This is a genomic window from Ignatzschineria sp. RMDPL8A, assembly GCF_029815055.1.
Lineage (GTDB): Bacteria > Pseudomonadota > Gammaproteobacteria > Cardiobacteriales > Wohlfahrtiimonadaceae > CALZBJ01.
On record NZ_JAPPWA010000002.1, the window covers coordinates 1,073,430 to 1,096,494 of the forward strand.

Here is a 23,065-nt window from a genome sequence, read left to right on the forward strand (position 1 = left end):
TTCAATGATTCAAACGCATTAAATTAAGGAGTTTTTTATGGTGGTTAAAGTTAAAACCAATGAAAATCGTGAAGTGGATGCACTTTTAAGAACGATCGCGGAGTATGTTGTCGATCACGAGATTACCAGCGACGAAGCTTATGAAACTGCGAGCAGCGTGCTTCTCGATACGATTGGATGCGGGATTTTAGCGCTCAACTTCCCTGACTGTACCAAAATGCTCGGGCCGATTGTCCCCGATACGGTGGTATTAAATGGCGCGCGCGTTCCGGGCACGAATTATGTGCTCGATCCGGTGCGGGCGGCCTTTAATATTGGTTGCATTATTCGTTGGCTCGATTATAACGATACCTGGCTTGCAGCCGAATGGGGCCATCCATCGGATAACTTAGGCGGTATTTTAGCGGTGGCGGATTATCTCAGTCGGCAAAATATCGCAAAAGGCAAACCGCCCTTAACGGTGAAAGATGTGCTCACCGCGATGATTAAAGCCCATGAAATTCAGGGCGTGATTGCGCTGGATAATTCCTTTAATCGCGTCGGGCTTGATCATGTGCTTTTGGTGAAAGTCGCGACGACTGCGGTGGTAACGCATATGTTGGGCGGCGATAAAGAGACGGTGATCAATGCGCTTTCCAATGCGTGGATCGATAATTCGAGCCTGCGTACTTATCGTCATGCACCGAATACCGGGTCGCGTAAATCATGGGCGGCAGGCGATGCCACAAGTCGCGGGGTTTATCTTGCGATGGTGGCGATGAAAGGGGAGATGGGCTATCCCACTGCGCTTTCGGCGCCGACTTGGGGATTTCAGGATGTTTTATTTGAAGGGAAAGAGATTACGCTCGCGCGAAAACTCGATTCCTATGTGATGGAACATGTGCTATTTAAAGTCCCCTATCCGGCAGAATTCCATGCGCAGACGGCGGCAGAATGTGGCATTACCCTCCATAATGAGGTGAAAGATCGTCTCGATGAGATCGATAAAATTGTGCTGCATACGCATGAATCCGCCATTCGCATTATTGATAAAACCGGCCCGCTTTTAAATGCAGCAGACCGCGATCACTGTTTGCAATATATTGCAGCGATTGCGCTCTATAAAGGGGCGGTGCGCTCGGAAGATTATGAGGATGAGGCAGCGGCTGATCCCGTGATTGATAAGCTCCGCGACACGATGGAAGTGGTGGAAGATTTACGTTATTCCAAAGAGTATCTCGATCCAGATAAACGCTCGATCGCCAATGCCATGCAGGTCTTTTTCAAAGACGGGACTTCAACTGAGAAAATCGAAGTGGAGTATCCGCTTGGGCATCGTTTCCGCCGTAAAGAGGCAATTCCGGTGGTGCTTGAGAAGTTCAGCAATAATCTTCTCACACATTACACGCCATTTAAAAAGGATCAAATTGAGGCGCTTTGTTTTGATTATGATCGCTTAGCTAAGACCGATGTAACCGAGTTTGTTGAGCTGTTTGTGACCCCTTAATTTAGGGAATTCAATCCGATTAATGAAATGTAATAAGGAGTGATTATGGGGTGGATTATTTCAAAACCCTCAACTCAAGAAGCGCTCAGCGAAACCTTTATGCGTCTAGTTAAAGAGGGTGCGATTCTTAAAATTCCGGGCGCTCACGATGCGATGGCCGGCATTGTCGCAAAACAAGTGGGATTTAAGGCGCTCTATCTTTCAGGGGGCGCGTATACCGCAAGTTTGGGGCTGCCTGATTTGGGCATCATTACCTCAACGGAGGTGGCGGAGCGAGCGCGAGAGATTGTCCGTGCGACTGATCTGCCGATTTTGGTGGACATTGATACCGGTTATGGCGGTGTTTTAAATGCCGCGCGTACCGCTCGTGAAATGGTGGAGGCGGGCGTTGCTGCGGTGCAGATTGAGGATCAAAAACTGCCGAAGAAATGCGGTCATCTAAATGGAAAGCAGCTCGTATCGGTTGAAGAGATGTGCCAAAAGATTGCGGTATTAAAAGAGGTTGCGCCGAGTTTAGTTGTGGTGGCACGTACCGATGCTCGCACCGTTGAAGGCATGCCGGAAGCGATTGCGCGAGCAAAAGCGTATGTAGAGGCGGGAGCAGATATTATTTTCCCCGAAGCGATTTTAAAAGCAGATGAATTTAGTGAAATCTGCACTGCGTTAGGAGATACGCCGGTTTTAGCGAATATGACGGAATTTGGCCGAACGCCGTACTATACGGCAGATGAATATGAGGCGATGGGATGTCGCATTGTGATCTATCCTGTTACCTCGCTCCGCGTTGCCGCTAAGGCTTATGAACGTATTTTTACCGAAATTTTTACGACAGGAACGCAAAAGGAGAAACTTGACGATATGCAAACCCGCGAGGAACTCTATCAAGCGATTAAACTGGCTGAATTTGAGGCGCTTGATGAGTCGATCGCAAAAACCATTGTCCCAAAAATTGGTGATGAAGATTAAACCTTTCCGATTCACCGCATAATAAAGTCTCAGGGTTTTCTCCAAAACCCTCGCTCTCATAACTGCTCCCCCAGTTATCAGAGATTTGCCCTACCAAGCACTGCGTTTGGTTAGGGCTTTTTTATGGCTAAGTTAAAGCGTACGTTCACGATAGGCTTGAATGGCGCGGATAAATTGCTCTCCATATTGCTCGGCTTTTTTTGAACCAACGCCTTTGATGGTGAGGAGCAGTGTTGGTGTCGTTGGGGCGCGGGCAGCCATCTCTTTGAGGGTTGCATCGTTAAAGATCACAAAGGCCGGCAGTGATTTCTCTTGGGCAATCTCAAGGCGGAGTGCTTTAAGCTCGTTAAAGAGGGTTTTATCATAATCGAAGGTATCTTCTTTGGCGTGACGTTTTTTCGGTGCCGGGCGCTCGATGCGATTCTGTTTATGATAAATTTTCTCCTCACCGCGAAGTAATGGGCGCGCTTTTTCAGTAAGGTAGAGGGTTGGATACTCTTCGACCGTTTGGGCGATATAGCCTCGCGCAACAAGGGTCATCACCATTTCACGCAGGCTTGTCTCTTTATATTCCGACATAATGCCGTAAGTCGATACGCGATCTAGGCGCGCATCCATCACTTTTTGGCTTTTTGAGCCCCGCAGAACTGCGATAATCATGCGAACGCCATAGGAATTTCCCGCATGTTGTTGCACGCGATAAATGCACGAAAGAATTTTCTGCGCCTCAACCGTGATATCGATATTCGGCGATGAGTCGAGGCAATTGCCACAATTACTGCAATGATCCGGGATCTCCGTTTCACCAAAATAGCGCAAAATCACCGAGCGTAAACATTTGTCGGTATGGCAATAATCTTCAAGATATTTTAAATTTTTATAGAGAAGGGAGCGACGATCCGGCTCGAGATTCTCTTGGTTTTCGATCAGATATTTTTGCAGGCCAATATCACGGGTGTTGTACATTAAAAGACAATGCGCAGGCTCGCCATCCCGTCCCGCACGGCCCGCTTCTTGATAATAGGCTTCCATATTTTGCGGCATATTATAGTGAATCACAAAGCGGACATTGGGTTTATCAATCCCCATTCCAAAGGCGTTGGTGGCTACAATAATCTGAATTTGATCGAGCAAAAAGGCCGATTGACTCTTATCGCGAGCAGCACTATCCATCCCGCCGTGATAATGAGCCGCTTTAAATCCCTCTTTAATCAGTTGCGCGGTGAGCTGTTCCACATTTTTGCGCGTCGAACAGTAGATAATGCCGGCATCATCGGGGTAATTATTTTTAATAAAATCGCGAATATAGCCAATTTTATTGCCTACTTTGAGCACCTCATAGGTGAGATTCGGGCGATCAAACCCAATATTGGATTCCACAGGTGTCTGTAAGCCTAAGAGTGAGCGGATCTCTTCGGTTACCTCGGGCGTTGCCGTTGCGGTAAAAGCGGCGACCACAGGGCGAACGGGGAGCGAATAGATAAAATCGATAATCTCCCCATAGGAGGGGCGAAAATCATGGCCCCACTTTGAGATACAGTGCGCCTCATCAATGGCAATTAATGAAAGATGCATACGGCTCACAATGGTGCGAACGAGATAGGTATTGAGCCGCTCGGGCGCCACATAAATGAGCTTATATTCTTGATTGAAAATCGCCTGTTTTCGAATCGAAAGCGCCTCTTCGGTGAGCGAGCTATTGATAAAAGTCGCCGGAATGCCTTGCTCATTGAGCGCATCGACCTGATCTTTCATCAGCGAAATAAGCGGCGAGACCACAATGGTAATGCCGGGCAGAAGCGTTGCGGGAAGCTGATAGCAGAGCGATTTTCCACCCCCTGTTGGCATAATTCCGAGGGCATCTTGACCGCTTAAAATCGCATCTACGAGCACCTCTTGACCCTCACGGAAACTTGAGTAGCCAAAGTAGGTTTGCAGTGCTTCATATTTTGTCAAAATAACTCCCTTATTTCGCGCAACGTTCATATTGATCGGTCTAAATTCTACCATGTTAGACCATGAAAGGGGGTGTTTCATTTGATTTTAACTCTCAGTTTACGGCCATAAAACCGCCCTGGGAGCGCGCCTCTTTTGCGGAAAGAGTGCTATACTCGTGCGGTATTTAATGATCTTATTCATAATGAAACGGATGATAAAAAGGCTGGCAACATGGACCGCCGCCGAAGGTAGACGAGGGAGAAAAGGATGACGGAGACACAAAAAGCGTACATTGCCGTATTGGTTCAGATGGTGATTATTGGATTATCATTTATGTTTGTAAAAATTGCACTGATGGATGGGGATACGCTCAATATGCTCGCGCACCGTTTTACCTTTGCCTTTAGCGCCGCCTCGATTCCGGTTTTATTCGGGCTTGTGAAGTTGTCGATGACGAAAAAGGGCGCTCGGGTACTGATTCCATTATCGCTTTTATATCCGCTACTCTTTTTCACCTTTCAAACGCTCGGGCTCGCCAATACCTCCTCATCAGAGGCGGGAATTGTCTTTGCTACAACGCCAGTATTGGTGGCGATTTTTGCCGGGGTGTTACTTAAAGAAAAGGTCACGTTTTGGCAGGCCTTTTTTATCGGGCTCTCAGTGAGCGGGGTGATATATATCATTATTATGAAGGGCAATGGCGGATTTACCTTTAATATTAAGGGGATTATCTATACGCTACTTTCCGCCTTTTCAACGGCGATCTATACCGTGTTGGTGCGCCGATATCGTTATGAGTTTTCCAATTTTACTTTGATGTATTTTATGATGATGATCGGGGCGATCGTTTTTAATCTTCTCGCTTTTGGAACGCATGCGCTTAACGGCTCATGGCATCTCTATTTTGGACCGCTTTTTGAGATGCGCTATCTCTTATCGGTGCTCTATCTCGGCGTGCTTTCAACCTTTATTACCCAGTTTTTATCGATCTACGCGGTCGCGCGGGTGGAAGCGGCGCGAATTGGCGTCTTTAATAATTTAAGCTCGGTGGTGACGGTGTTGGCTGGGGTGATTTTCCTCAAAGAGACGCTCTATAGCTACCATTTAATCGGTGCGCTGATTATCGTGATCGGCATTGTGGGCAGTAATTATTTCGCGAAAAAATAGTATAATCGAGCTCTACTTTTACTTTCTCATCCACTCATTCATTACTCATTGGGCAGCCTTATGATTCCATTAAGTTTATATCTTCATTTTCCGTGGTGCATTCAAAAATGCCCCTATTGTGATTTCAATTCACATAAGAATAATGAAGCGCTCTACAAGCCCTATATTGAGGGATTGGTGAACGATGTGGTCACGATTTTGCCCTATATTTGGGGGCGGAATATTCACTCGATTTTTATCGGGGGCGGTACGCCAAGCTTGATGCCACCTGAGTTATTGGAGCGGCTCTTTTCTGATCTGCGCACCTATCTTAATTTTGATCCCAATATTGAAATTACCATGGAAGCGAATCCCGGAACGGTCGATCGAAGCTACTTTAAGGCCTATCGCGAGATTGGGGTCAATCGTCTTTCCATTGGTGTTCAGAGTTTAAATAACGAGCAACTCACCAAAATTGGGCGCATTCATGATCGAGATGAGGCAATACGTGCGATTGAAACGGCTCATGAGGCCGGATTTGATGAAATTAATTGTGATCTGATGTTTGGGCTTCCCGGGCAGAGCTTAGCCGGCGCTATGGGGGATCTAAATGGGGTGATTGCGATGAATCCGACGCATATTTCTCACTATCAATTAACCCTTGAGCCGAACACCTACTTTTACCGTTATGAGCCTGAACTACCGCGAGATGAAACCATTGAAGCGATGCAACTAGAAGGTTATGAGACCCTGGCAAAGGCGGGATTTGAGCATTATGAGGTGTCGGCCTTTGCGAAAAAGGGCTCGCAATGTGCGCACAATACAAATTATTGGGAGTTTGGGGATTATCTTGGCATTGGTGCCGGTGCGCACGGGAAGATCACCATGATGGGCGAGCGTCACGTATTGCGCACCCAGATGGAAAAGCACCCCCGCACCTTTGTTGAAGCGAGCTCAGCTGAACGGTTAACCATTAATAAAGTGGAAAAAGAGGATCTGTTATTTGAATTTTTCCTCAATGTCCTTCGCCTAAAACGGGGCGTACCGGTGGAGTATTGGGAAGAGCGCACCTTTTTACCCTTTAGCCTGATTGAAGCGCGGGTAGCGGACTTAAAAGAGCGGGGATTGTTGGTGGATCGCACTGATCGATTGCAGGCAAGTGAACGTGGATTTTTGTTTGCTAACCAAATTTTAACCGAATTTTTAGAGGAATAATCTTCTCTTATTTTGGGCTCTTAATTCGTTGTCACGCTCCGGTTTTATCGCTCTTTTAGAGTGGTATTAGCCCGCACTCTTTGGCGAAAACCTTGAAAATAATTTACAAGCCGCCATATAGAGTATTAGGGTTATTACACAAAAAAGGAGACTTTTCTATGCGAAAATTAAAGCAAGCATGGTTACCTTTTGCATGGGTAATCATGACATTTTTAACGTTCACAGCGGTTGCGAATGCGGATAACAGGCCGCCCGATTGGAGCCTCTTATTTGAAGAGAATAAGGCGGCCATTGTGAGCATTACCACCGAAGGGACAGAAAAAGTCCAAATTCGCTCCCCCTTTGATGGTTTTCCATTTGGCCCCTCGCCCTTTGGTTCTCCCTTTGGAGAGGATGATCCCTTTAGCTTTTTCTTTGGAACGCCAAATAATACGCCTAAAGAGCAAGAGCGCATTGTACGCGGTGCGGGATCGGGCTTTATTATCGACAGTGAGGCCGGAATTATTGTGACCAATGCTCACGTTGTGGAAAAGGCCGACGATATTACCGTTCATTTCTTTGATCGCCGTGAAGCGAAAGCGGAGTTGATTGGGCAAGATGAGCGCTCGGATGTTGCGGTGCTTAAAGTCGCGCTTGATCAAAACTCACCGCTCCAAGAGGTGACAATTGGCGATGTTGAAACGCTTAAAGTGGGGCAATGGGTAATGGCGGTCGGTTCACCATTTGGGCTTGATTATACGGCGACGCAAGGGATTATTAGCTCACTTGGCCGCAATCTTCCCAATGACCATTACACCCCCTTTATTCAAACCGATGCGGCGATCAATCCCGGTAACTCAGGCGGACCACTCTTTAATACTAAGGGTGAGGTGATTGGTATTAACTCACAAATTTATACCAGTACCGGCAGCTACGCGGGGGTCAGCTTTGCCATTCCGATCGATCTTGTGATGGATGTGGTGGCGCAAATTCAGACCCACGGGAAAGTGACGCACGGCTGGCTGGGCGTTCAAGTCCAAGAGGTGACGCCGGCACTTGCCAAAACCTTTGGGATGGAAAAGCCTGAAGGGGCGCTTGTGGCCGATGTGGTTAAAGGCGGACCTGCTGATAAAGCAAAACTTAAATCAGGAGATATTATCCTAGCGTTTAATGGTAAAAAGGTGCGCAGTTCAAGCAATTTACCGATGCAGGTGGCGCGCGCTAATGTCGGTGATAAAGCGGAGCTTCTCATTCTTCGAAAAGGAAAAGAGAAAACCCTCACCGTCACCATTGAAGCAAGTGACTCAGATAAAACCGAAACCGTGACCGGCAGTAACGCGAAAAATAGCCTCAACGTCGTTGTTGAAAATCACCCAAATTACCCGAAAGAGAAGGGCGTTTTAGTGAAAAACGTTGGGAAAGGCATTGCGATGACAGCGGGCATTCGCGCAGGAGACATTATCGTGCAGATCAATAATGATGATACCGATGATGTGGAGAGCTTTAAAAAAGCCCTTGAGAAAACCTCTGATGATGCAGTGATTCGTCTGCTCGTTAAACGAAATGGCAATCCCTTCTTTATTGCGATTACCAAGCCCGTAGATGCGCCGAAAGATAGACCAAAGGCGAAGGGTAAAAAGTAATTTGCAGTAACAGATTAAATCATTACTGACATCATAAAATCAATTAAGAAAATTGAGATAATTGATAAAACTCTCCTTCGGGGGAGTTTTTTTTATGGCTGTTTAATATGGATGTGAGGAAGGCAGATCGATAGAAGGAGGGAAGGGGATAAATTCCAGACAAGAAAAAAGCGTAAGGGTTAATGCTTACGCTTTCTCATTTAATTGTTAGTTCGTTCGTTTAGTTTTTGTGATCAATTAAATTGATTAAATTTTATTGCTCGGGTGTTACATTTACAGTGATGTTTACTTGAACATCAGCGTGTAAATGAAGTGCTACAGTGTGTTCACCGATTGCACGGATTGAGCCTTGTGGAATACGGACTTCTTTACGCTCAAGTTTAACACCTGCGTTGGTAATTGCATCAGCAATGTCGTGTGCAGTGACTGAACCGAATAGACGGCCTTCAGATCCTGCTTTAACAGCCATTGTGATGACTAAACCTTCAAGTTTTTCACCACGTGCTTGTGCATCAGCTAAGATTTCAGCTTGCTGTGCTTCTAACTCAGCGCGACGCTCTTCGAAAAGCGCTACGTTGGTTTCAGTTGCTTCAGCAGCTTTACCTTGTGGTAAAAGATAGTTACGAGCATATCCTGGTTTCACATCAACCGTATCACCAAGAGAACCTAAATTATGAATTTTTTCTAAAAGAATAACTTGCATTTTTATCTCCCTCTAAATTAGTGTTGATGCGTGTATGGGATCAATGCGATGTAGCGTGCGCGTTTGATAGCAGTTGATAACTGGCGCTGATAACGTGCGCTAGTACCAGTAACACGGCTAGGAACGATTTTTCCAGTTTCTGTGATGTAGTTTTTTAAAGTGTTGACATCTTTATAGTCAATCTCTTTAACACCTTCTGCGGTGAAGCGACAATATTTTCTACGACGAATAAAACGTGACATATATTTTATACCTTTAAATTAAGTGGATGGGGGATGACTTAAGCTTCTTCAGCTTCGTTCTCGTTATTTTCTTCACGAGCGTCGCGTTGTGGTTTTGCAACAACTGAAGGTTCAGTGATTGCTTCGTCACGGGCGATGATTAAGTCACGGATAACCGCATCGTTAAAACGGAAAGCACTTTGTAATTCTTCTAATGCAACTTGGTTACATTCGATGTTCATTAACACGTAGTGTGCTTTGTGGATTTTTTGGATTGGATAGGCTAATTGACGACGACCCCAATCTTCTAAACGATGGATTTGTCCACCTTCGGTAGTTACGATTTCACGATAACGCTCGATCATCGCAGGAACTTGTTCGCTTTGATCTGGGTGAACCAGAAATACTACTTCATAATGACGCATTTAATATGCTCCTTTTGGATTTAACAAAGTGTGTAAAGTCTTCAGATCGCTCTGTAAGACAAGGAGACCTGGCGGTTTTATGTAAAATAAAAAGCCACCAAAATCAAGCGCTCAATTTTACCATAGCGCGCCCGAATAAGGAAATCTATTTTGGACCCTACTTAGCCTTTTGATTGAGAAGCGGATTTCCAAGAGCAATCGTTGCAAGATCGCCAATATTATCGGTAAACTCGAAATCATCGCGTTCGGTGATTACAATCACCGTTGAGCCCATATTAAAGCGCCCAAGCTCTTCGCCCTGTTTCAGGGTGATGTTTTCATCAGACCAATCTTGGTAATTGAGTGTTTTTCCGTAAGGAGGCGTCACTTCACCCGCCCAAACGGTCTCCATGCTCGAGACGTTAATCGCGCCCACTAAAATCACAATTACTCGGCCAAGCGCTGTTTCAAATAGACAGACAAGGCGTTCGTTTTCCGCAAATAGGGTGGGAATTTTTTCCGCTGTTTTAATGGAAACGCTGTAGAGACGGCCGGGGATATGGGTTGTTTTTAACAGTTTCCCGTCAATCGGCATATGAATGCGGTGATAATCGCGCGGTGAGAGATAGACGGTGGCATAGGCGCCATTTTCAAATTCATCCGCGAGATGAGGGTCGGCAATCAGCGCTTCTAAGGTGAAATCATGGCCTTTAGCGTTAATAAACTGAGTGCCTTCAAGTTTGCCAAACGCGGCAACTTTTCCATCTGAGGGGGAAACGATGCTTGCCTTACTGATGGTGCGCGCACCCTCTTTCAGTTCGCGGGTAAAAAAGGCGTTAAAGTGCTCAAAATCGCGCGGCGATGAATGTTTACTTTCATCCCAATTGATCTTATAGAGCTTGGCAAAAATGGAGATAAACGCATTTTTAAACCACTTAACGCGAATGCGCGTTAAATGACGAAATACCCAAGAGCAACTGCGCTGAAAAAAGAAAAAACGGGTCATATTAGGCCTCTTAATAATTTATTCAGACTCGATCTCATCGAGGGCATTGGCGATTTTATCGGTTAACCAATCGGTCGCGCGCTCAAGATCGATTTCGGTATCGATACCGGTCGGCGGGGTCTCTTCAATGCGGGCAACGGAGATAATTGATCCGCTTGCTAAGGCACGAAGCTGTTCCAGTTTTTCAATTTCTTCCAAAGGCGATGGAGGGAGGGTTGGATAGTTTTTCAAAAAGCAGCCGCGATAGCCATATACCCCGATGTGACGGAGGAAATTATAGGCTTCAGGCACCTCACCTTCCTGTTCCATTTCACCGCGAGGGTAAGGGATCGGCGCGCGCGAGAAATAGAGCGCTTCACGGCGTTCGTTTAAGATCACTTTCACCGCGTTCGGATCATTAAATTCTTCCCACGTTGCGATACGGGTTGCGAGCGTACTCATCTGCGCTTGGGGATTGCCCTTTAATGTATCGGCCACTTTATCGGCTAAATTGGCCGGTAAAAAAGGCTCATCGCCTTGCCAATTGACGATAATTTCTTGATCGCCGAGATGCTCTTTAAGCGCAACCTCACTTAAGCGATCCGTCCCAGTTTCATGGCTTGCTTGGGTCATCACTACCTCAGCGCCCAGGCGTTTCATATGTTTGCCGATGGCATTGTCGTCGGTTGCGATAATGATGCGCGTCGCTTTACTCTTTTGAGCGCTCATCCATGTCCATTCAATCACAGGTTTATCATGAATGGGCAATAACATTTTGTTGGGTAAGCGCGTCGATTTAAGGCGCGCAGGAATTATAATGGTATACGCCATGGAGGAGTCATTCCTTACAATTTTAGTGAATAAAAGAAACAATTAAATTCTTTAAAAGTGAACCGTCCATTTTAGCAAAGCTAAAAGTTTTATGTGAATAATCTAATGGAGTATTGATTTGTGCATAAGAAAAAAGTCAAGTCATAAAATGGTCAAAAATTGATGGTTTTTAGCTTGACTTGTGATAAATTTTTCTTGCGTTCGATTCTTATGCGGGTTTCAAAATTTTAAAATTTTGTCAACACCCGATTTGTGCAAAACGTTGAAAACAGCGGGGTTTGAAAGATTGAGCAATTAGTAGTCATATTTTTAAAAGAGGCATTTGTACACTCTTAAACGGACTTTTTTTTACGATATCCCAAGAGTTATCCACAGGTATTGTGAGTATCTTTGGATAACTCGATTTGTCTGCTACTCAAGTAAAAAATGCGGTAAGATTTTGAAAATCGCTTTGTTTCTTGCCGGAATAATTTTTTATCTGTTTTTTATAAACATTTCATATAAAGGCGCTTTGTTTGTGAGGAAAAAGCGAGTGATTTTAGTGGGAGATTGGGCATGAAAAGCGGAAATAGGCTATGATAATTCCATTCTTAAATCATCTAAAACGAGGCTACAATGGAGCAATTACTCAAGACAATCGCCGCCCTTCGCGCTAAAAATGGCTGTCCTTGGGATCGCAAACAGACGCACGAATCGTTGATTCCTTATCTGGAAGAAGAGGGTGCTGAAGTGGTGGAGGCGATTTTAGAAAAAGACGATGCCCACCTTAAAGAGGAGCTTGGGGATCTATTATTGCAGATCTTATTGCATGCACAAATTGCCTCAGAGCGTCGCGCGTTTAATTTTATCGATGTAGCCAATACCTTAAATGAGAAGATGATTCGGCGTCATCCTCATGTCTTTGCCGGGAAAACCTACGCCAATGAAACGGAGCAAAAGGCTGATTGGAATCGCATTAAAGCGGAAGAAGCAGAAGCAAAAGGGGAAGAAAAGGGGCTGTTAAGCTCGCTCGATCCGACATTTTCGGGCTTAAAACGTGCGTTTGATCTGCAGAAAAAAGCGGCGAGCGTTGGCTTTGATTGGGATAATTTTGACGATGTGTGGGCGAAGGTAGAAGAGGAGCAGGGTGAATTTCAGGCTGAACTTAAGAAGAGCTCTAAGGTAGATTTAGAGGCTGAATTTGGCGATCTTCTCTTTGCGCTGGTGAATGTTGCGCGTCATTTAGAGATCGATCCTGAGCGGGCGATGAGTCGCACAAACGTTAAATTTCAGAGACGCTTTAGTTATGTTGAAGCGCAAGTAGGCGATCGTTTTGGAGAAGCGACATTAGAAGAGATGGATGCGGCGTGGAATGATGCAAAATCCGCCGAGCTTCCAGATGGAAAGTCCATCAATCATCTACTGAAACGGTCATAATAAGGAGCATTGCGATGTTAAATGAGATGCGAGCGCTTACGGTGTCGGAATTAACCCATCAAATTAAACAGCAATTGGAGGGAACATTTTTCCACTGCGTTGTGGAGGGGGAGATTTCCAACATTGCGTTTCCCGCGTCAGGGCATGTCTATTTTAGTTTAAAAGATAGTGGCGCGAGCCTTCGGGTTGTGGCGTGGCGAACACAAGCGGCCAAATTTCGCGAGTTATTACGGCAAGGGGAAAAGGTAGAGGTTCGCGGATCAATTACGCTCTATGCGCCTCGTGGTGAGTATCAATTGGTGGCCAATCAGGTTTCGCCTCAAGGTGTCGGCGCGCTCTACGCTGCTTTTGAAAAGCTTAAAAATCAACTTCGATTAGAAGGATTATTTGAGCCGCATCATAAAAAAACGATTCCCGCCCATCCGCATAAAATTGGGATTGTTACCTCGCAAAGTGCGGCGGCGTTGCAAGATGTATTAAAAACTCTTCGGCTTCATCGTCCTGATATTGAAACCGTTCTCTATCCAAGCCTTGTACAAGGGGCAGATGCGCCGGCATCCATTGTAAATGCGCTCAATATAGCGAATACGCGAGCGGAAGTGGATGTGATTTTGCTTGTGCGTGGAGGCGGTTCCATTGAGGATCTCTGGGCGTTTAATGATGAAGCGGTGGCACGAGCAATTTTTGCTTCAAATATTCCGATTATTAGCGGGATTGGCCATGAAACCGATACTACGATTGCCGATTATGTAGCGGATCTTCGCGCGGAAACCCCCACGATGGCCGCAAAACTCTCAGCGGTTTCCCAAGATGAATTACGGCAAGCGCTCGATCTTTTTGAGATGCGAATGACGGGAGTGGTGAGAGAAAAAGTCACAAAATATCGCCGTTATCTCCACCGTTTATCGCTTCGTCTACAAGCGCAGCAGCCAGCGCACTTTTTAAAAGAGTCGAGGCAAACGCTCGGACATCTCTCCGAAAAGCTTGAGCATTTAATGGTAAAACGGCTCAGTTGTTACCAGCAACAGCTGACTAACTACGAGGCAAGGCTCAATTCTAGGCATCTAGCAGGGCAACAAGCGATGCTATTGCAACAGTTATCAGGGTTTGAAAGCCGTATGGCAGATGCGGTAAAACGAAAGCAGACGCAAGAAGAGCAGAGGTTTGAGGCGTTAGTGGGACGGCTTAATAATCTAAATCCACTTGCCGTATTATCTCGCGGTTACAGTGCGGTGAAATCGGGCGATCAATTGATTTCATCGGTAGCCTCAGTGAATAAAGGCGATGAACTGACCATTGTATTAAGTGATGGTGAGGTGACAGCGCGTGCGGAAACCATTATTCCGCATGAGAATTCTCCGCATAATAAGGGTATATAAGCCTGTAGTATATAAGCCTGTAAACCTTTATCAAACGTCAGTGTTTGTGGAAACGTTAAAAGTCGTATGTTGAATAAATGCATCGCAGAGCTCGGCTAGCTCTTTTGAAAGAAGAATTTCCGTATGGGATTCAGGGAGCGTTATATGATCGGTCATCCCTTCAATCTTGGTTTCATCGACATAGAGTGTGCCGTCGTTGGGGCGATCATTTTTAAGAAAGAGTTTGGTAACCCCAAAAGATTTGGTGCCGGCAATAACGCCAAGCGGAACAGAGCTATTCCAACGGTTTTTCTGTGGCAAAAGCGCATTAAGCGCACGGCCCACAATAAAACTTAAATTTTTATCTTCAAGATTTTGAGTAATGGTCGAGCCTTGAAAGGGCGGGGTGATCGCAATGGCGTGTGAGACATTAAGCTCAGGATAAGCCTCAAGCGTGAATTGAATCACTAGCGACCCAAGACTATGGCCAATTAAAACAGCGGACTCACCATTGTCGGTCTCTTTTTGGATAAATTCAGCAAAATCACGGGTATTTTCTTCGAGAGTTTGTCGTACCGAACGGTAGCAAAAATGCACGGTTTCATAGCCAAGCGCTTCGAGTTTATTGGCAAGCGGGGTCATAAAGAGCGGGAACTCAAAAATGCCATGAGTCAAAATGATTTTGGGTTGTGCCATTTGATTACCTCGCTCTTACGCAAAAAAACGAACGTGTATTGACTCTCTATTTGATGATTTTAAGTGTGGGTTTGCCCCGTCTTTTTGTGGGAGGGGTTGGGTCATCATCATTGTGCTCAGAATCATCCGCGTCATGCTCACGATGATCTTCCACAATATTGAGTGTTGGCTTAGAGGTTTTACTTGGTGCTACAGTGATTTTTTCTTCATACTCATCTTCAAGGAGCGCTTCAGTTTCAAAGCCCATGCCTTGCGCATTTTCTTGTGCGTAGATGGCCGCAATCGCCCCGATTGGAAGCGAGATATCGTATTTTACGCCAGAAAAGCGTGCCGAAAATGTGATCCAATCATCGCCTAATAACAAGCTTTGCGTCGCACCGGGCGCGATATTTAAGATAATACGCCCATTATCGATATATTGCTCAGGCACTTCAACAAAAGGAAGTGTGGCATCGACCACAAGATGGGGCGTGCAGTTGTTATCGATAATCCAGTCGAACATTGCGCGGATTAAGTAGGGTTTATTGGAAGTCATTAGGCGCATGATTAAATCTCATCTGAAACAAGTAAACAAGGTTGAGTGGGTTGGGATTAACGCACTCTAGAGTCGCCATTTTAATGGGATTAAGACCAAACGGCTAGCTTAGGCGCGTTTTTTTGTCAAAGAGTGCTTTCACAGAGTCGCGATCGAGCAGACGTTCGCTATAGAGCATTGTGGTTTCCGCTTTGCTTGGAATTGGCACTTCAAGATGATTAACCCACCATAAAAATGGCGCGATGGTGGCATCGATTAGGCTAAATTCATCACTTTGGAAAAATTCGGTCTCTTCAAAGAGGGGCGCGTGGGCGACAAGTAGATTGCCGATCGCTTTATTTGTTTTGGTATCCGCCGTTTTACGACCAATCAGTTTTTCCACTAATGGGTACCATTCATCAACAATTTTACGGAGAGTTAAGCGGAATTTTGCTCGATTGATGGGGTCGTTGGGAAGAAGAGGGGGATGGGGAAAGCGTTCGTCTAAGAACTCTAAGATGGTATCTGTGTGATAGAGCGCAACTTCACGCGTAATTAAGGTAGGGAGAATTAATTGAGAATTAACATCAAGTAGATCCTCCGGAGGATTGCTCGTATCGACGACGACTTGATCACAGGTGATGTTTTTCTCAAGTAACGTAATCGCAACACGATCAGCATCCAAAGAATTCTTTTCAAGATATAGGGTAAAGCCATTGCGGCGAGTTGACATTAAGATCTCCTTTTAAACTAAATAAGTTAAGGAGCGAACCAATTTTCGCTCCTTAAATGAATAGATTATCAGGCGTTTGGATTATTTAACATCTTTCCAGTATTCGCGATTTAAAGCATACGCAAGTAGGGTAAAGATAATTAAGAAACCAATCACCCAAGGACCATATTTTGCACGGAGTAATTGAGCCGGTTCTGACACATACGCTAAGAAGTTGGTAATGTCATTCACTGCTACTTTATACTCTTCTTCGGTTAAAAGACCGTCTTTGATCTTTTGAGTGCCGACGACAACAGAGAGTGTTTCACAGTCATCGCCTTTACATTTAGGGTCAGCTTTAACTGTTTCCATTACCGGTGCATAAATTCCTTGAAGTTCTGCAAGAACGTGAGGCATACCTGCGCCTTCAAATGCTACGTTGTTTACGCCTACAGGGCGAGTTTCGTCAACATAGAAGCTCATGAGATAGCGATAGATATAATCTGCGCCTTTTGCACGAACGATGGTTGATAAATCTGGAGGAGCGGTCCCTAACCAGTTTCCACCATCAACGCGGCTCATTGCGGTATAGATTAAGTCACCCTCTTTCGCAAGATTAAACTCATCTTCACGAACATCGTAACTACCGACGTGCATATAGTTCTTTTTAAGATCATCGAGTTCAATTCCGATATCACGTGCTGTAACGTTATAGCGTTGGAATTCAACGGAGTGACAACCTAAACAGTAATCCATGAAAAGTTGCGCGCCTTGTTGAAGCGACGCTTTGTTTTTCATGTCGATGGTCACTTTTCCAATGTCTGCCACATTTGGATTAGCAGAAGCAGTGGAGAGCGATAAGCATACAAAGCTAAATAGTAGAGTAATTAATTTTCTCATTTCATTGTCACCCTTTCTGGAACAGGTTTAACGGTATCCATTTTCGACCACCAAGGCATGCCGAAGAAGAAAGCGAAGTAGTAGATAGAGCAGATTCGCGCTACAAAAGTACGTGCGTCAGTTGCAGGAACCACACCAAGGTAGCCAAGGATGATGAACGCAACAACAAAGAGAGCCACGAGAACTTTCGTTAAGGTGCCTTTATAGCGAATCGATTTAACAGGGCTCTTATCTAACCAAGGTAAGAAGAAGAGAACTGCGATCGAAGCACCCATCGCGATAACGCCCCAAATCTGAGTACCGAACCATGATGGAACCGCTCTTAGAATTGAGTAGTAAGGGGTGAAGTACCATACCGGTGCAATGTGATCCGGTGTTGCAAGTGGGTTTGCTGGCTCGAAGTTCGGGCTTTCTAAGAAGAGACCAAACATGTCGGGCGCATAGAAGATAATCAGAGCAAACACAATCATGAAGATACCGACCGCAAAGGTGTCGTGTACGGTGTAGTAAGGATGGAATGGGATACCGTCTAATGGAATGCCATTTTCATCTTTATGCTCTTTGATTTCGATTCCGTCAGGGTTATTTGAACCCACTTCGTGAAGCGCTAAGATGTGCGCAACCACAAGGCCCACTAACACTAATGGAAGCGCAATGACGTGAAGTGCGAAGAAGCGGCTTAAGGTTGCTTCTGAAATCACGAAGTCCCCACGAATACCGGTTACTAATGTGTCACCGATGTAAGGAATTGCACCAAAGAGAGAAATGATTACCTGTGCACCCCAGAATGACATCTGACCGTAGGGAAGAACGTATCCCATAAACGCTTCAGCCATGAGGACAAGGTAAATTAACATACCAAAGATCCAAACAAGCTCACGGGGTTTTCTATGTGAACCGTAGATAAGACCTCTGAACATGTGCATGTAAACAACGATGAAGAACATCGAAGCCCCAACGGCGTGCATGTAGCGAATTAGCCACATCCAAGCAGTATCCCGCATTACTGCGGTTTCAAGGGATGCGTAGGCAATTGGAATACCCGTTGCGCTTAACGCACCATCGGGTTTGAAGTGCATGACAAGCCAAATACCGGTTAGGATCTGGTTGACAAGAACGACCATTGCGAGCACACCAAAAATATAGAGGAAGTTAAAGTTTTTTGGTGCGTAATATTCAGTCATGTGGGTTTTAAGTGCGCGATTCACCGGTAGGCGATCGTTAACCCAATCCCATAGACGCATAGCTGCAGATTTATTGCTTGTTGACATTATGCTTCTCCTCCGCTTAATCCAACAACGATTAGATTGTCCGTTTTGTAATAATACTCAGGCACAACAAGATTCGTTGGAGCTGGAAGGTTTTTAAATACGCGACCCGCTAAGTCAAAGCGTGAGCCGTGACATGGGCAGTAGAATCCACCTTTCCATTCTTTACCTAAATCTTGAGGGGCAATTTCTGGACGATAAGTAGGTGAGCAACCTAAGTGTGTACAGATTCCTACAAGTACGAGGATATCAGCACGATCTTCACGTGAACGGAAGAGGTTTGTTGCATAATCAGGTTGTTGTGACGCGGTGTGTGAGTCTGCATCAACTAAGTTTGCTGCAGGCATCTCTTCAACCGTTTTCATCATCGCATCAGTACGTTTTAACACCCATACTGGCTTACCTTGCCACTCAACGCGGAGTAATTCGCCCGCATCTAATTTTGAAATATCAATTTCAACGGGAGCTCCCGCATTTTTTGCTCTTTCGTTAGGCATCCATGATTTTACAAATGGACCGCCCACTAAAAAAGCCGCGCCGACTGCACCTACTGCGGTTGTTGCGTAGGTTAGAGTGCGTCTTTTTTTAAGATCTATCTTCTCAGAACTCATCTCTTATCTCCATTACATTCGATATTATTTGTTAACGCGAGATACATATTCGCCTGTGCGAGTATCAACTTTAATAATTTCATCTTGTTGCACGAAAAGCGGAACGCGTACCACAGCGCCTGACTCTAATGTCGCTGGTTTACCACCTGTTCCTGCTGTATCGCCGCGAAGGCCGGGATCCGTTTCAACAATTTTCATTTCGATAAAGTTGGGCGCAGTAACGGAAATTGGAACGCCGTTCCAGAGTGTTACTGTGCAGACGTCTTGCTCGATGAGCCATAATTTCACGTCTTCAACCGCAGAAGCGCCTGCGCCGATTTGGTCGTAGGTTTCTGGATTCATGAAATGCCAAAATTCGCCGTCGTTATAGAGATATTGCATCTCAACGTCCATTACATCAGCCGCTTCAACAGAGTCGCCTGATTTAAAGGTACGCTCAATAATACGACCGGTTTTAAGGTTGCGAATTTTAACGCGGTTGAATGCTTGCCCTTTGCCTGGTTTAACCATCTCGTTTTCAACGATCGAACAGGGATCGCCGTCGAGCATGATTTTTAAGCCACTTTTAAATTGATTTGTAGTATATGTTGCCATTATTTATTAAATACCTAGATCTATAAAAATATTTTTGTAATTGTAACGTATCTCGAAGAAACTTTCAGCATTGTGCCTATTATAAATTAATTAGACACAATTCTAATCAAATAATCTGATTTTATTAGGAAAGTTTGATTCGCGTTTTAAGGGTAATTCGCTCGGCAATAGAAAGAATTACCCGAAAAAGGTCTTATTATACCGGAACTAAGCGTTCGTGGTGTGATTAAAATCTAAGTTTTGTTCTTTAGCGTAGGCTTCATGTTTTTCAAGGATGATTTGCATCTCCTCTTTTGAGCCCATAATCACAGGAACGCGCTGGTGTAGATCGCTTGGGTCGATATCTAAAATACGGTCATATCCGGTACTTGCGATACCGCCGGCTTGCTCGACTAAGAACGCCATTGGGTTTGCTTCATACATAAGGCGTAAACGGCCGCCGCGTGAACGAATATTTTCATCCATAGGATAGGCAAAAAGTCCGCCGCGAAGGAGAAGACGATGAATATCCATCACCATTGCACCAACCCAGCGCATAGTGAATTTCTTACCACGAGGGCCATCTTTACCGGCGTCGCACATCTCAACGTACTCTTTCATCGGCGCTTCCCACACATTGCGGTTCGATTGGTTGATCGCATACTCGCTTGTGGTCTCAGGGATTTGGAGGTTCGGGTGCGTTAAGATAAATTCGCCCATGCTTGGCTCTAAGGTAAAGCCGTGAGTGCCGTGGCCAATCGTGATCACCATCATCGTCGCTGAGCCATATAAACAGTAACCCGCACAGACTTGTTCGGTGCCTTTTTGTAAGAAATCTTCTTTCGTTGGGTTGTGATTGGGTGAGCGTAAAATTGAGAAAATTGTGCCGATCGGGCCGTTAATATCAATGTTGCTCGAGCCATCAAGTGGGTCGAAAAGAAGGAGGTAATTGCCTCGTGGCGCGCCCTCTGGAATTGGATAGATATCTTCCATCTCTTCACTTGCCATTGCCGACAAGTGGCCACGCCAAATATTGTTTTTGATGAAGAGTTCGTTGGCGATCACATCCAAGATTTGCTGTGTTTCGCCTTGACAGTTTTCATCTTCCGTACTTCCTAAAACATTGGCTAATTGCCCTTTTTTCACCGCAGCGGCAATCATTTTGCACGCGACCGCGATATCATTCATAAGAAGGGTGAAATTTCCAGTTGCGTCTGGGAAACGTCGTTGCTCTTCAATGATAAATTGCGACAGCGTTACGCCAAAATGGTCCATGATATTCTCCAATTGTAAATGAATCACTCTAGATTAGTTGCCCGTATGATACCGCTTTTTCTTCTTGAATTAAAGCGCTTTGTAGCTCGCTCGTAGTCAATTTCGTCTGAGATCAAAGCGGAATCGTAAGCGAAGATTTTGTATGTCGACGCGGTAACCGATATACTATCTCTTTATAGGTAAACTATCAGTGAGAATTTAAAGGTGGAAAATAAAACAAATATGAGTTCTAAAGAACTGAAAAATGCTGGATTAAAAGTAACTTTGCCACGCCTAAAAATCTTAGATATTTTGGCGAAAGCGGCAGAAACCAGCGTCTGCCATCTAACCGCGGAAGAGATCTTCATGCAACTGAGCCAATCCGGCGAAGAAGTCGGGCTTGCAACGGTTTATCGTGTATTAACACAATTTGAACAAGCAGGGCTCGTTCGTCGACATTTTTTCGATGGCGGTCAATCGATGTTTGAACTAGACCAAGGCGATCAGCATGATCATATTATTTGTGTGAGCTGTGGTCATATCGATGAGTTCTCTCATGATCGTATTCAAGAAAAACTCGAGAAAATCGCTGAAGATTTGGGCTATGAATTACGCGATTCACGCACCTTTCTCTATGGGCTTTGTAGTGAATGCCGGGATCACAAGTAGGGCTCTTTAGCAAAGAATATACCACGCGACGTTATGCCTTATTATGGGTGAGTATTTGGCTCGTCCTTATTTTCGTCACGTGGTTTTCACGGCCCTTAATTCCCTATCAAGAAACGATGCTCGCGGCAGTCTCGTGGGAGAGTTACGCCAGCAAGTTTTATCTCTATCCGATTTTAAATGGCGAGTATGTAGCGAACGTGTTTCCGCTTGTGCCGTGGATTGAGGTGGGAATTTGGCAATTAACCGGCGCCAGTGAATTTTCGCTTCGCGCTGTGATGAGTATCTTTAGCATTGGCGTTCTCTTTTTAACCGGATGGGCGGCTTACCAGCTCTGGCCTGATAAACGCTATGTTCGCGGCAATGCGCCCTTCATCTTAGTGGGAAGCCTTGTTTGGACGCTCTTTGCAACGGCGAATATCTCGCAGGTTTGGCTCGTTTTCTTTCTCGTGTTTGCGATCAATTTTCTGATCCGCGTTTGGCGGTTTAATGATGAGCGCTGGTGGATTGGTTTTGCATTATCAGTGATGGCGGGGCTCTTTGCCTCAGGTCTCTATTTTCTTTGTCTTGTGATGCCGATGTTGCTCCTTACACCTTTTTGGGCGGACAAAAAGAGAGTGGCACGAATCTATGTGGCTGGCCTGCTTTCGATTTTAGTCGCCGTTACTCCCTTTTTTCTTTGGGCGCTGAACGTCAGTGATGCGTTAATGGGGGATCAGTCGCTCTGGACGATTATGGGTGGACGCGGCATTATTTCAGGCATCTATTCACCAATCCCATTTTATATTACCCTGTTAAATATTGGTGCTGTGCTCTTTCCGTGGGTTTTTTGGTTAAAACTCTACCGCTTTCGGAAAAGTGTTGCGCACGATCCTGAATTGAAATTTAGCTATCTCTGGTTTTTCTCGACGCTGGTTATGTTGATGCTACTTGGCTCGACTTCACTTGTGGAACTCTTTGCGCTCTATCCCGCGCTTTGTCTCATTGTGGCGCGCCATTATGTGCAGGGCTATAACGAACGGCGCGACATCCTTTTTATTGTGCTCGTCATTGCGCTAATTGGTCTTTTGTTAATTCTCATTCCGCTGAATCATGAGTTTTTTGATCTCCCAGATTGGACGAAAAATGTCTCGGTTTGGTGGGGGGCAGGGCTCATTCTTTTTTCAGTCACGTTGCTTGTGAGTGCGAATGATACGCGGGTTTTTACTTTAATGCTGATGAGCGTTGCCTTAACGCTTGCGATCAATTTTGGCATTGTGCGCCAAGCGGCAGATTTTTACGATTTGGAGCCTGCGGGCGAGCGCGTTTCTTGGTATCAATCTCGAGGCTTTAAGATGGCCCATTTAGGGAATTATCCCGGACATATTCATTTTGTGGGGCGGTTAACTGAGCCGCTTACCACGATTCATTCGGTTGAGATGTATCAAAAATTTAAAGAAGAAAATCCCGATGCGCGTATGATTATGTATATTAGTGAGATTGATGATCAATTAAGAGAGCGTATAGAATATTGGCAACCTTTTCGTGGGCGATATTTGGTCATAGCCCCAATTTCGGAGGTTAAGCCCTACGCTCGGTAA

Annotated in this window: 23 protein-coding genes; 9 read left to right on the plus strand and 14 right to left on the minus strand. The window is 45.2% G+C overall.

Features of this window, described 5'->3' with window-relative positions; all coding sequences use genetic code 11:
- Positions 1 to 37 precede the first annotated feature (37 nt).
- Both OXI21_RS06450 and prpB read left to right on the plus strand, forming a co-directional pair.
- The gene (locus tag OXI21_RS06450; RefSeq protein WP_279618738.1) at positions 38 to 1,486 is read left to right on the plus strand and encodes a bifunctional 2-methylcitrate dehydratase/aconitate hydratase; all 1,449 of its coding nucleotides are present in this window, start codon (positions 38 to 40) and stop codon (positions 1,484 to 1,486) included.
- Between the two features lie 45 nt (positions 1,487 to 1,531).
- The gene (prpB, locus tag OXI21_RS06455; RefSeq protein WP_279618739.1) at positions 1,532 to 2,452 is read left to right on the plus strand and encodes a methylisocitrate lyase; all 921 of its coding nucleotides are present in this window, start codon (positions 1,532 to 1,534) and stop codon (positions 2,450 to 2,452) included.
- 132 nt (positions 2,453 to 2,584) lie between these two features.
- Here the strand turns inward: prpB and recQ are convergent, their stop codons facing one another.
- Positions 2,585 to 4,408, minus strand: a complete 1,824-nt coding sequence (gene recQ / locus OXI21_RS06460; protein WP_279618740.1) for a DNA helicase RecQ — start codon at positions 4,406 to 4,408, stop codon at positions 2,585 to 2,587.
- 249 nt (positions 4,409 to 4,657) lie between these two features.
- On the opposite strand from recQ, the gene OXI21_RS06465 reads away from it, so the two are divergent.
- From OXI21_RS06465 to OXI21_RS06475, 3 genes are all read left to right on the plus strand, one after another.
- Entirely contained in the window at positions 4,658 to 5,557 is a 900-nt protein-coding gene (locus OXI21_RS06465; protein ID WP_279618741.1) for a DMT family transporter, read from the plus strand.
- A 60-nt stretch (positions 5,558 to 5,617) separates the two neighbouring features.
- Positions 5,618 to 6,751 carry a radical SAM family heme chaperone HemW gene (gene hemW, locus OXI21_RS06470; RefSeq protein WP_279618742.1) on the plus strand — a complete coding sequence of 378 codons (1,134 nt, stop codon included), beginning with the start codon at positions 5,618 to 5,620 and terminating at the stop codon, positions 6,749 to 6,751.
- A gap of 158 nt (positions 6,752 to 6,909) precedes the next feature.
- A complete protein-coding gene (locus OXI21_RS06475) occupies positions 6,910 to 8,373 on the plus strand; it encodes a Do family serine endopeptidase (RefSeq protein ID WP_279618743.1) in 1,464 nt (487 codons plus the stop codon).
- Positions 8,374 to 8,626: 253 nt separating this feature from the next.
- Here the strand turns inward: OXI21_RS06475 and rplI are convergent, their stop codons facing one another.
- The 5 genes from rplI to kdsB form a co-directional block, all read right to left on the minus strand.
- Positions 8,627 to 9,076: a 50S ribosomal protein L9 gene (gene rplI / locus OXI21_RS06480; protein WP_279618744.1), complete on the minus strand. Its 450-nt coding sequence runs from the start codon at positions 9,074 to 9,076 to the stop codon at positions 8,627 to 8,629.
- 17 nt (positions 9,077 to 9,093) lie between these two features.
- The gene (gene rpsR, locus OXI21_RS06485; protein WP_279618745.1) at positions 9,094 to 9,318 is read right to left on the minus strand and encodes a 30S ribosomal protein S18; all 225 of its coding nucleotides are present in this window, start codon (positions 9,316 to 9,318) and stop codon (positions 9,094 to 9,096) included.
- 38 nt (positions 9,319 to 9,356) lie between these two features.
- A complete protein-coding gene (gene rpsF / locus OXI21_RS06490) occupies positions 9,357 to 9,722 on the minus strand; it encodes a 30S ribosomal protein S6 (protein ID WP_279618746.1) in 366 nt (121 codons plus the stop codon).
- A gap of 157 nt (positions 9,723 to 9,879) precedes the next feature.
- Positions 9,880 to 10,707, minus strand: a complete 828-nt coding sequence (asd, locus tag OXI21_RS06495) for an archaetidylserine decarboxylase (protein ID WP_279618747.1) — start codon at positions 10,705 to 10,707, stop codon at positions 9,880 to 9,882.
- 18 nt (positions 10,708 to 10,725) lie between these two features.
- Positions 10,726 to 11,517: a 3-deoxy-manno-octulosonate cytidylyltransferase gene (kdsB, locus tag OXI21_RS06500; protein ID WP_279618748.1), complete on the minus strand. Its 792-nt coding sequence runs from the start codon at positions 11,515 to 11,517 to the stop codon at positions 10,726 to 10,728.
- 615 nt (positions 11,518 to 12,132) lie between these two features.
- Between kdsB and mazG the strand changes: the two genes are divergently transcribed.
- Positions 12,133 to 12,933 (plus strand): nucleoside triphosphate pyrophosphohydrolase, encoded by an 801-nt coding sequence (gene mazG / locus OXI21_RS06505; RefSeq protein WP_279618749.1) that lies wholly within the window; start codon positions 12,133 to 12,135, stop codon positions 12,931 to 12,933.
- Positions 12,934 to 12,947: 14 nt separating this feature from the next.
- The gene (gene xseA / locus OXI21_RS06510; protein ID WP_279618750.1) at positions 12,948 to 14,312 is read left to right on the plus strand and encodes an exodeoxyribonuclease VII large subunit; all 1,365 of its coding nucleotides are present in this window, start codon (positions 12,948 to 12,950) and stop codon (positions 14,310 to 14,312) included.
- Positions 14,313 to 14,342: 30 nt separating this feature from the next.
- Here xseA and OXI21_RS06515 read toward each other — a convergent pair whose 3' ends face one another.
- The 8 genes from OXI21_RS06515 to OXI21_RS06550 form a co-directional block, all read right to left on the minus strand.
- The gene (locus OXI21_RS06515; RefSeq protein ID WP_279618751.1) at positions 14,343 to 14,987 is read right to left on the minus strand and encodes an alpha/beta hydrolase; all 645 of its coding nucleotides are present in this window, start codon (positions 14,985 to 14,987) and stop codon (positions 14,343 to 14,345) included.
- 46 nt (positions 14,988 to 15,033) lie between these two features.
- Positions 15,034 to 15,531: a ClpXP protease specificity-enhancing factor gene (locus tag OXI21_RS06520; protein ID WP_279618752.1), complete on the minus strand. Its 498-nt coding sequence runs from the start codon at positions 15,529 to 15,531 to the stop codon at positions 15,034 to 15,036.
- Between the two features lie 94 nt (positions 15,532 to 15,625).
- Positions 15,626 to 16,234 carry a glutathione S-transferase N-terminal domain-containing protein gene (locus OXI21_RS06525; protein WP_279618753.1) on the minus strand — a complete coding sequence of 203 codons (609 nt, stop codon included), beginning with the start codon at positions 16,232 to 16,234 and terminating at the stop codon, positions 15,626 to 15,628.
- Positions 16,235 to 16,315: 81 nt separating this feature from the next.
- Positions 16,316 to 17,113, minus strand: coding sequence for a cytochrome c1 (locus OXI21_RS06530; RefSeq protein ID WP_279618754.1), 798 nt, complete (start codon positions 17,111 to 17,113; stop codon positions 16,316 to 16,318).
- Positions 17,110 to 18,384 (minus strand): cytochrome bc complex cytochrome b subunit, encoded by a 1,275-nt coding sequence (locus OXI21_RS06535; protein ID WP_279618755.1) that lies wholly within the window; start codon positions 18,382 to 18,384, stop codon positions 17,110 to 17,112. Before OXI21_RS06535 ends, OXI21_RS06530 begins: the two co-directional genes overlap by 4 nt.
- Positions 18,384 to 18,992: a ubiquinol-cytochrome c reductase iron-sulfur subunit gene (gene petA, locus OXI21_RS06540; protein WP_279618756.1), complete on the minus strand. Its 609-nt coding sequence runs from the start codon at positions 18,990 to 18,992 to the stop codon at positions 18,384 to 18,386. The genes OXI21_RS06535 and petA overlap by 1 nt, the downstream gene beginning before the upstream one ends.
- 24 nt (positions 18,993 to 19,016) lie before the next feature.
- On the minus strand, positions 19,017 to 19,586 hold the full coding sequence (efp, locus tag OXI21_RS06545) for an elongation factor P (protein ID WP_279618757.1): 570 nt from the start codon (positions 19,584 to 19,586) through the stop codon (positions 19,017 to 19,019).
- A 207-nt stretch (positions 19,587 to 19,793) separates the two neighbouring features.
- A complete protein-coding gene (locus tag OXI21_RS06550) occupies positions 19,794 to 20,840 on the minus strand; it encodes a class 1 fructose-bisphosphatase (RefSeq protein WP_279618758.1) in 1,047 nt (348 codons plus the stop codon).
- 222 nt (positions 20,841 to 21,062) lie between these two features.
- Between OXI21_RS06550 and fur the strand changes: the two genes are divergently transcribed.
- Both fur and OXI21_RS06560 read left to right on the plus strand, forming a co-directional pair.
- Complete coding sequence (gene fur / locus OXI21_RS06555) at positions 21,063 to 21,488, plus strand: ferric iron uptake transcriptional regulator (RefSeq protein WP_279618759.1); 426 nt, start codon at positions 21,063 to 21,065, stop codon at positions 21,486 to 21,488.
- Positions 21,470 to 23,065 carry a hypothetical protein gene (locus OXI21_RS06560; protein ID WP_279618760.1) on the plus strand — a complete coding sequence of 532 codons (1,596 nt, stop codon included), beginning with the start codon at positions 21,470 to 21,472 and terminating at the stop codon, positions 23,063 to 23,065. The genes fur and OXI21_RS06560 overlap by 19 nt, the downstream gene beginning before the upstream one ends.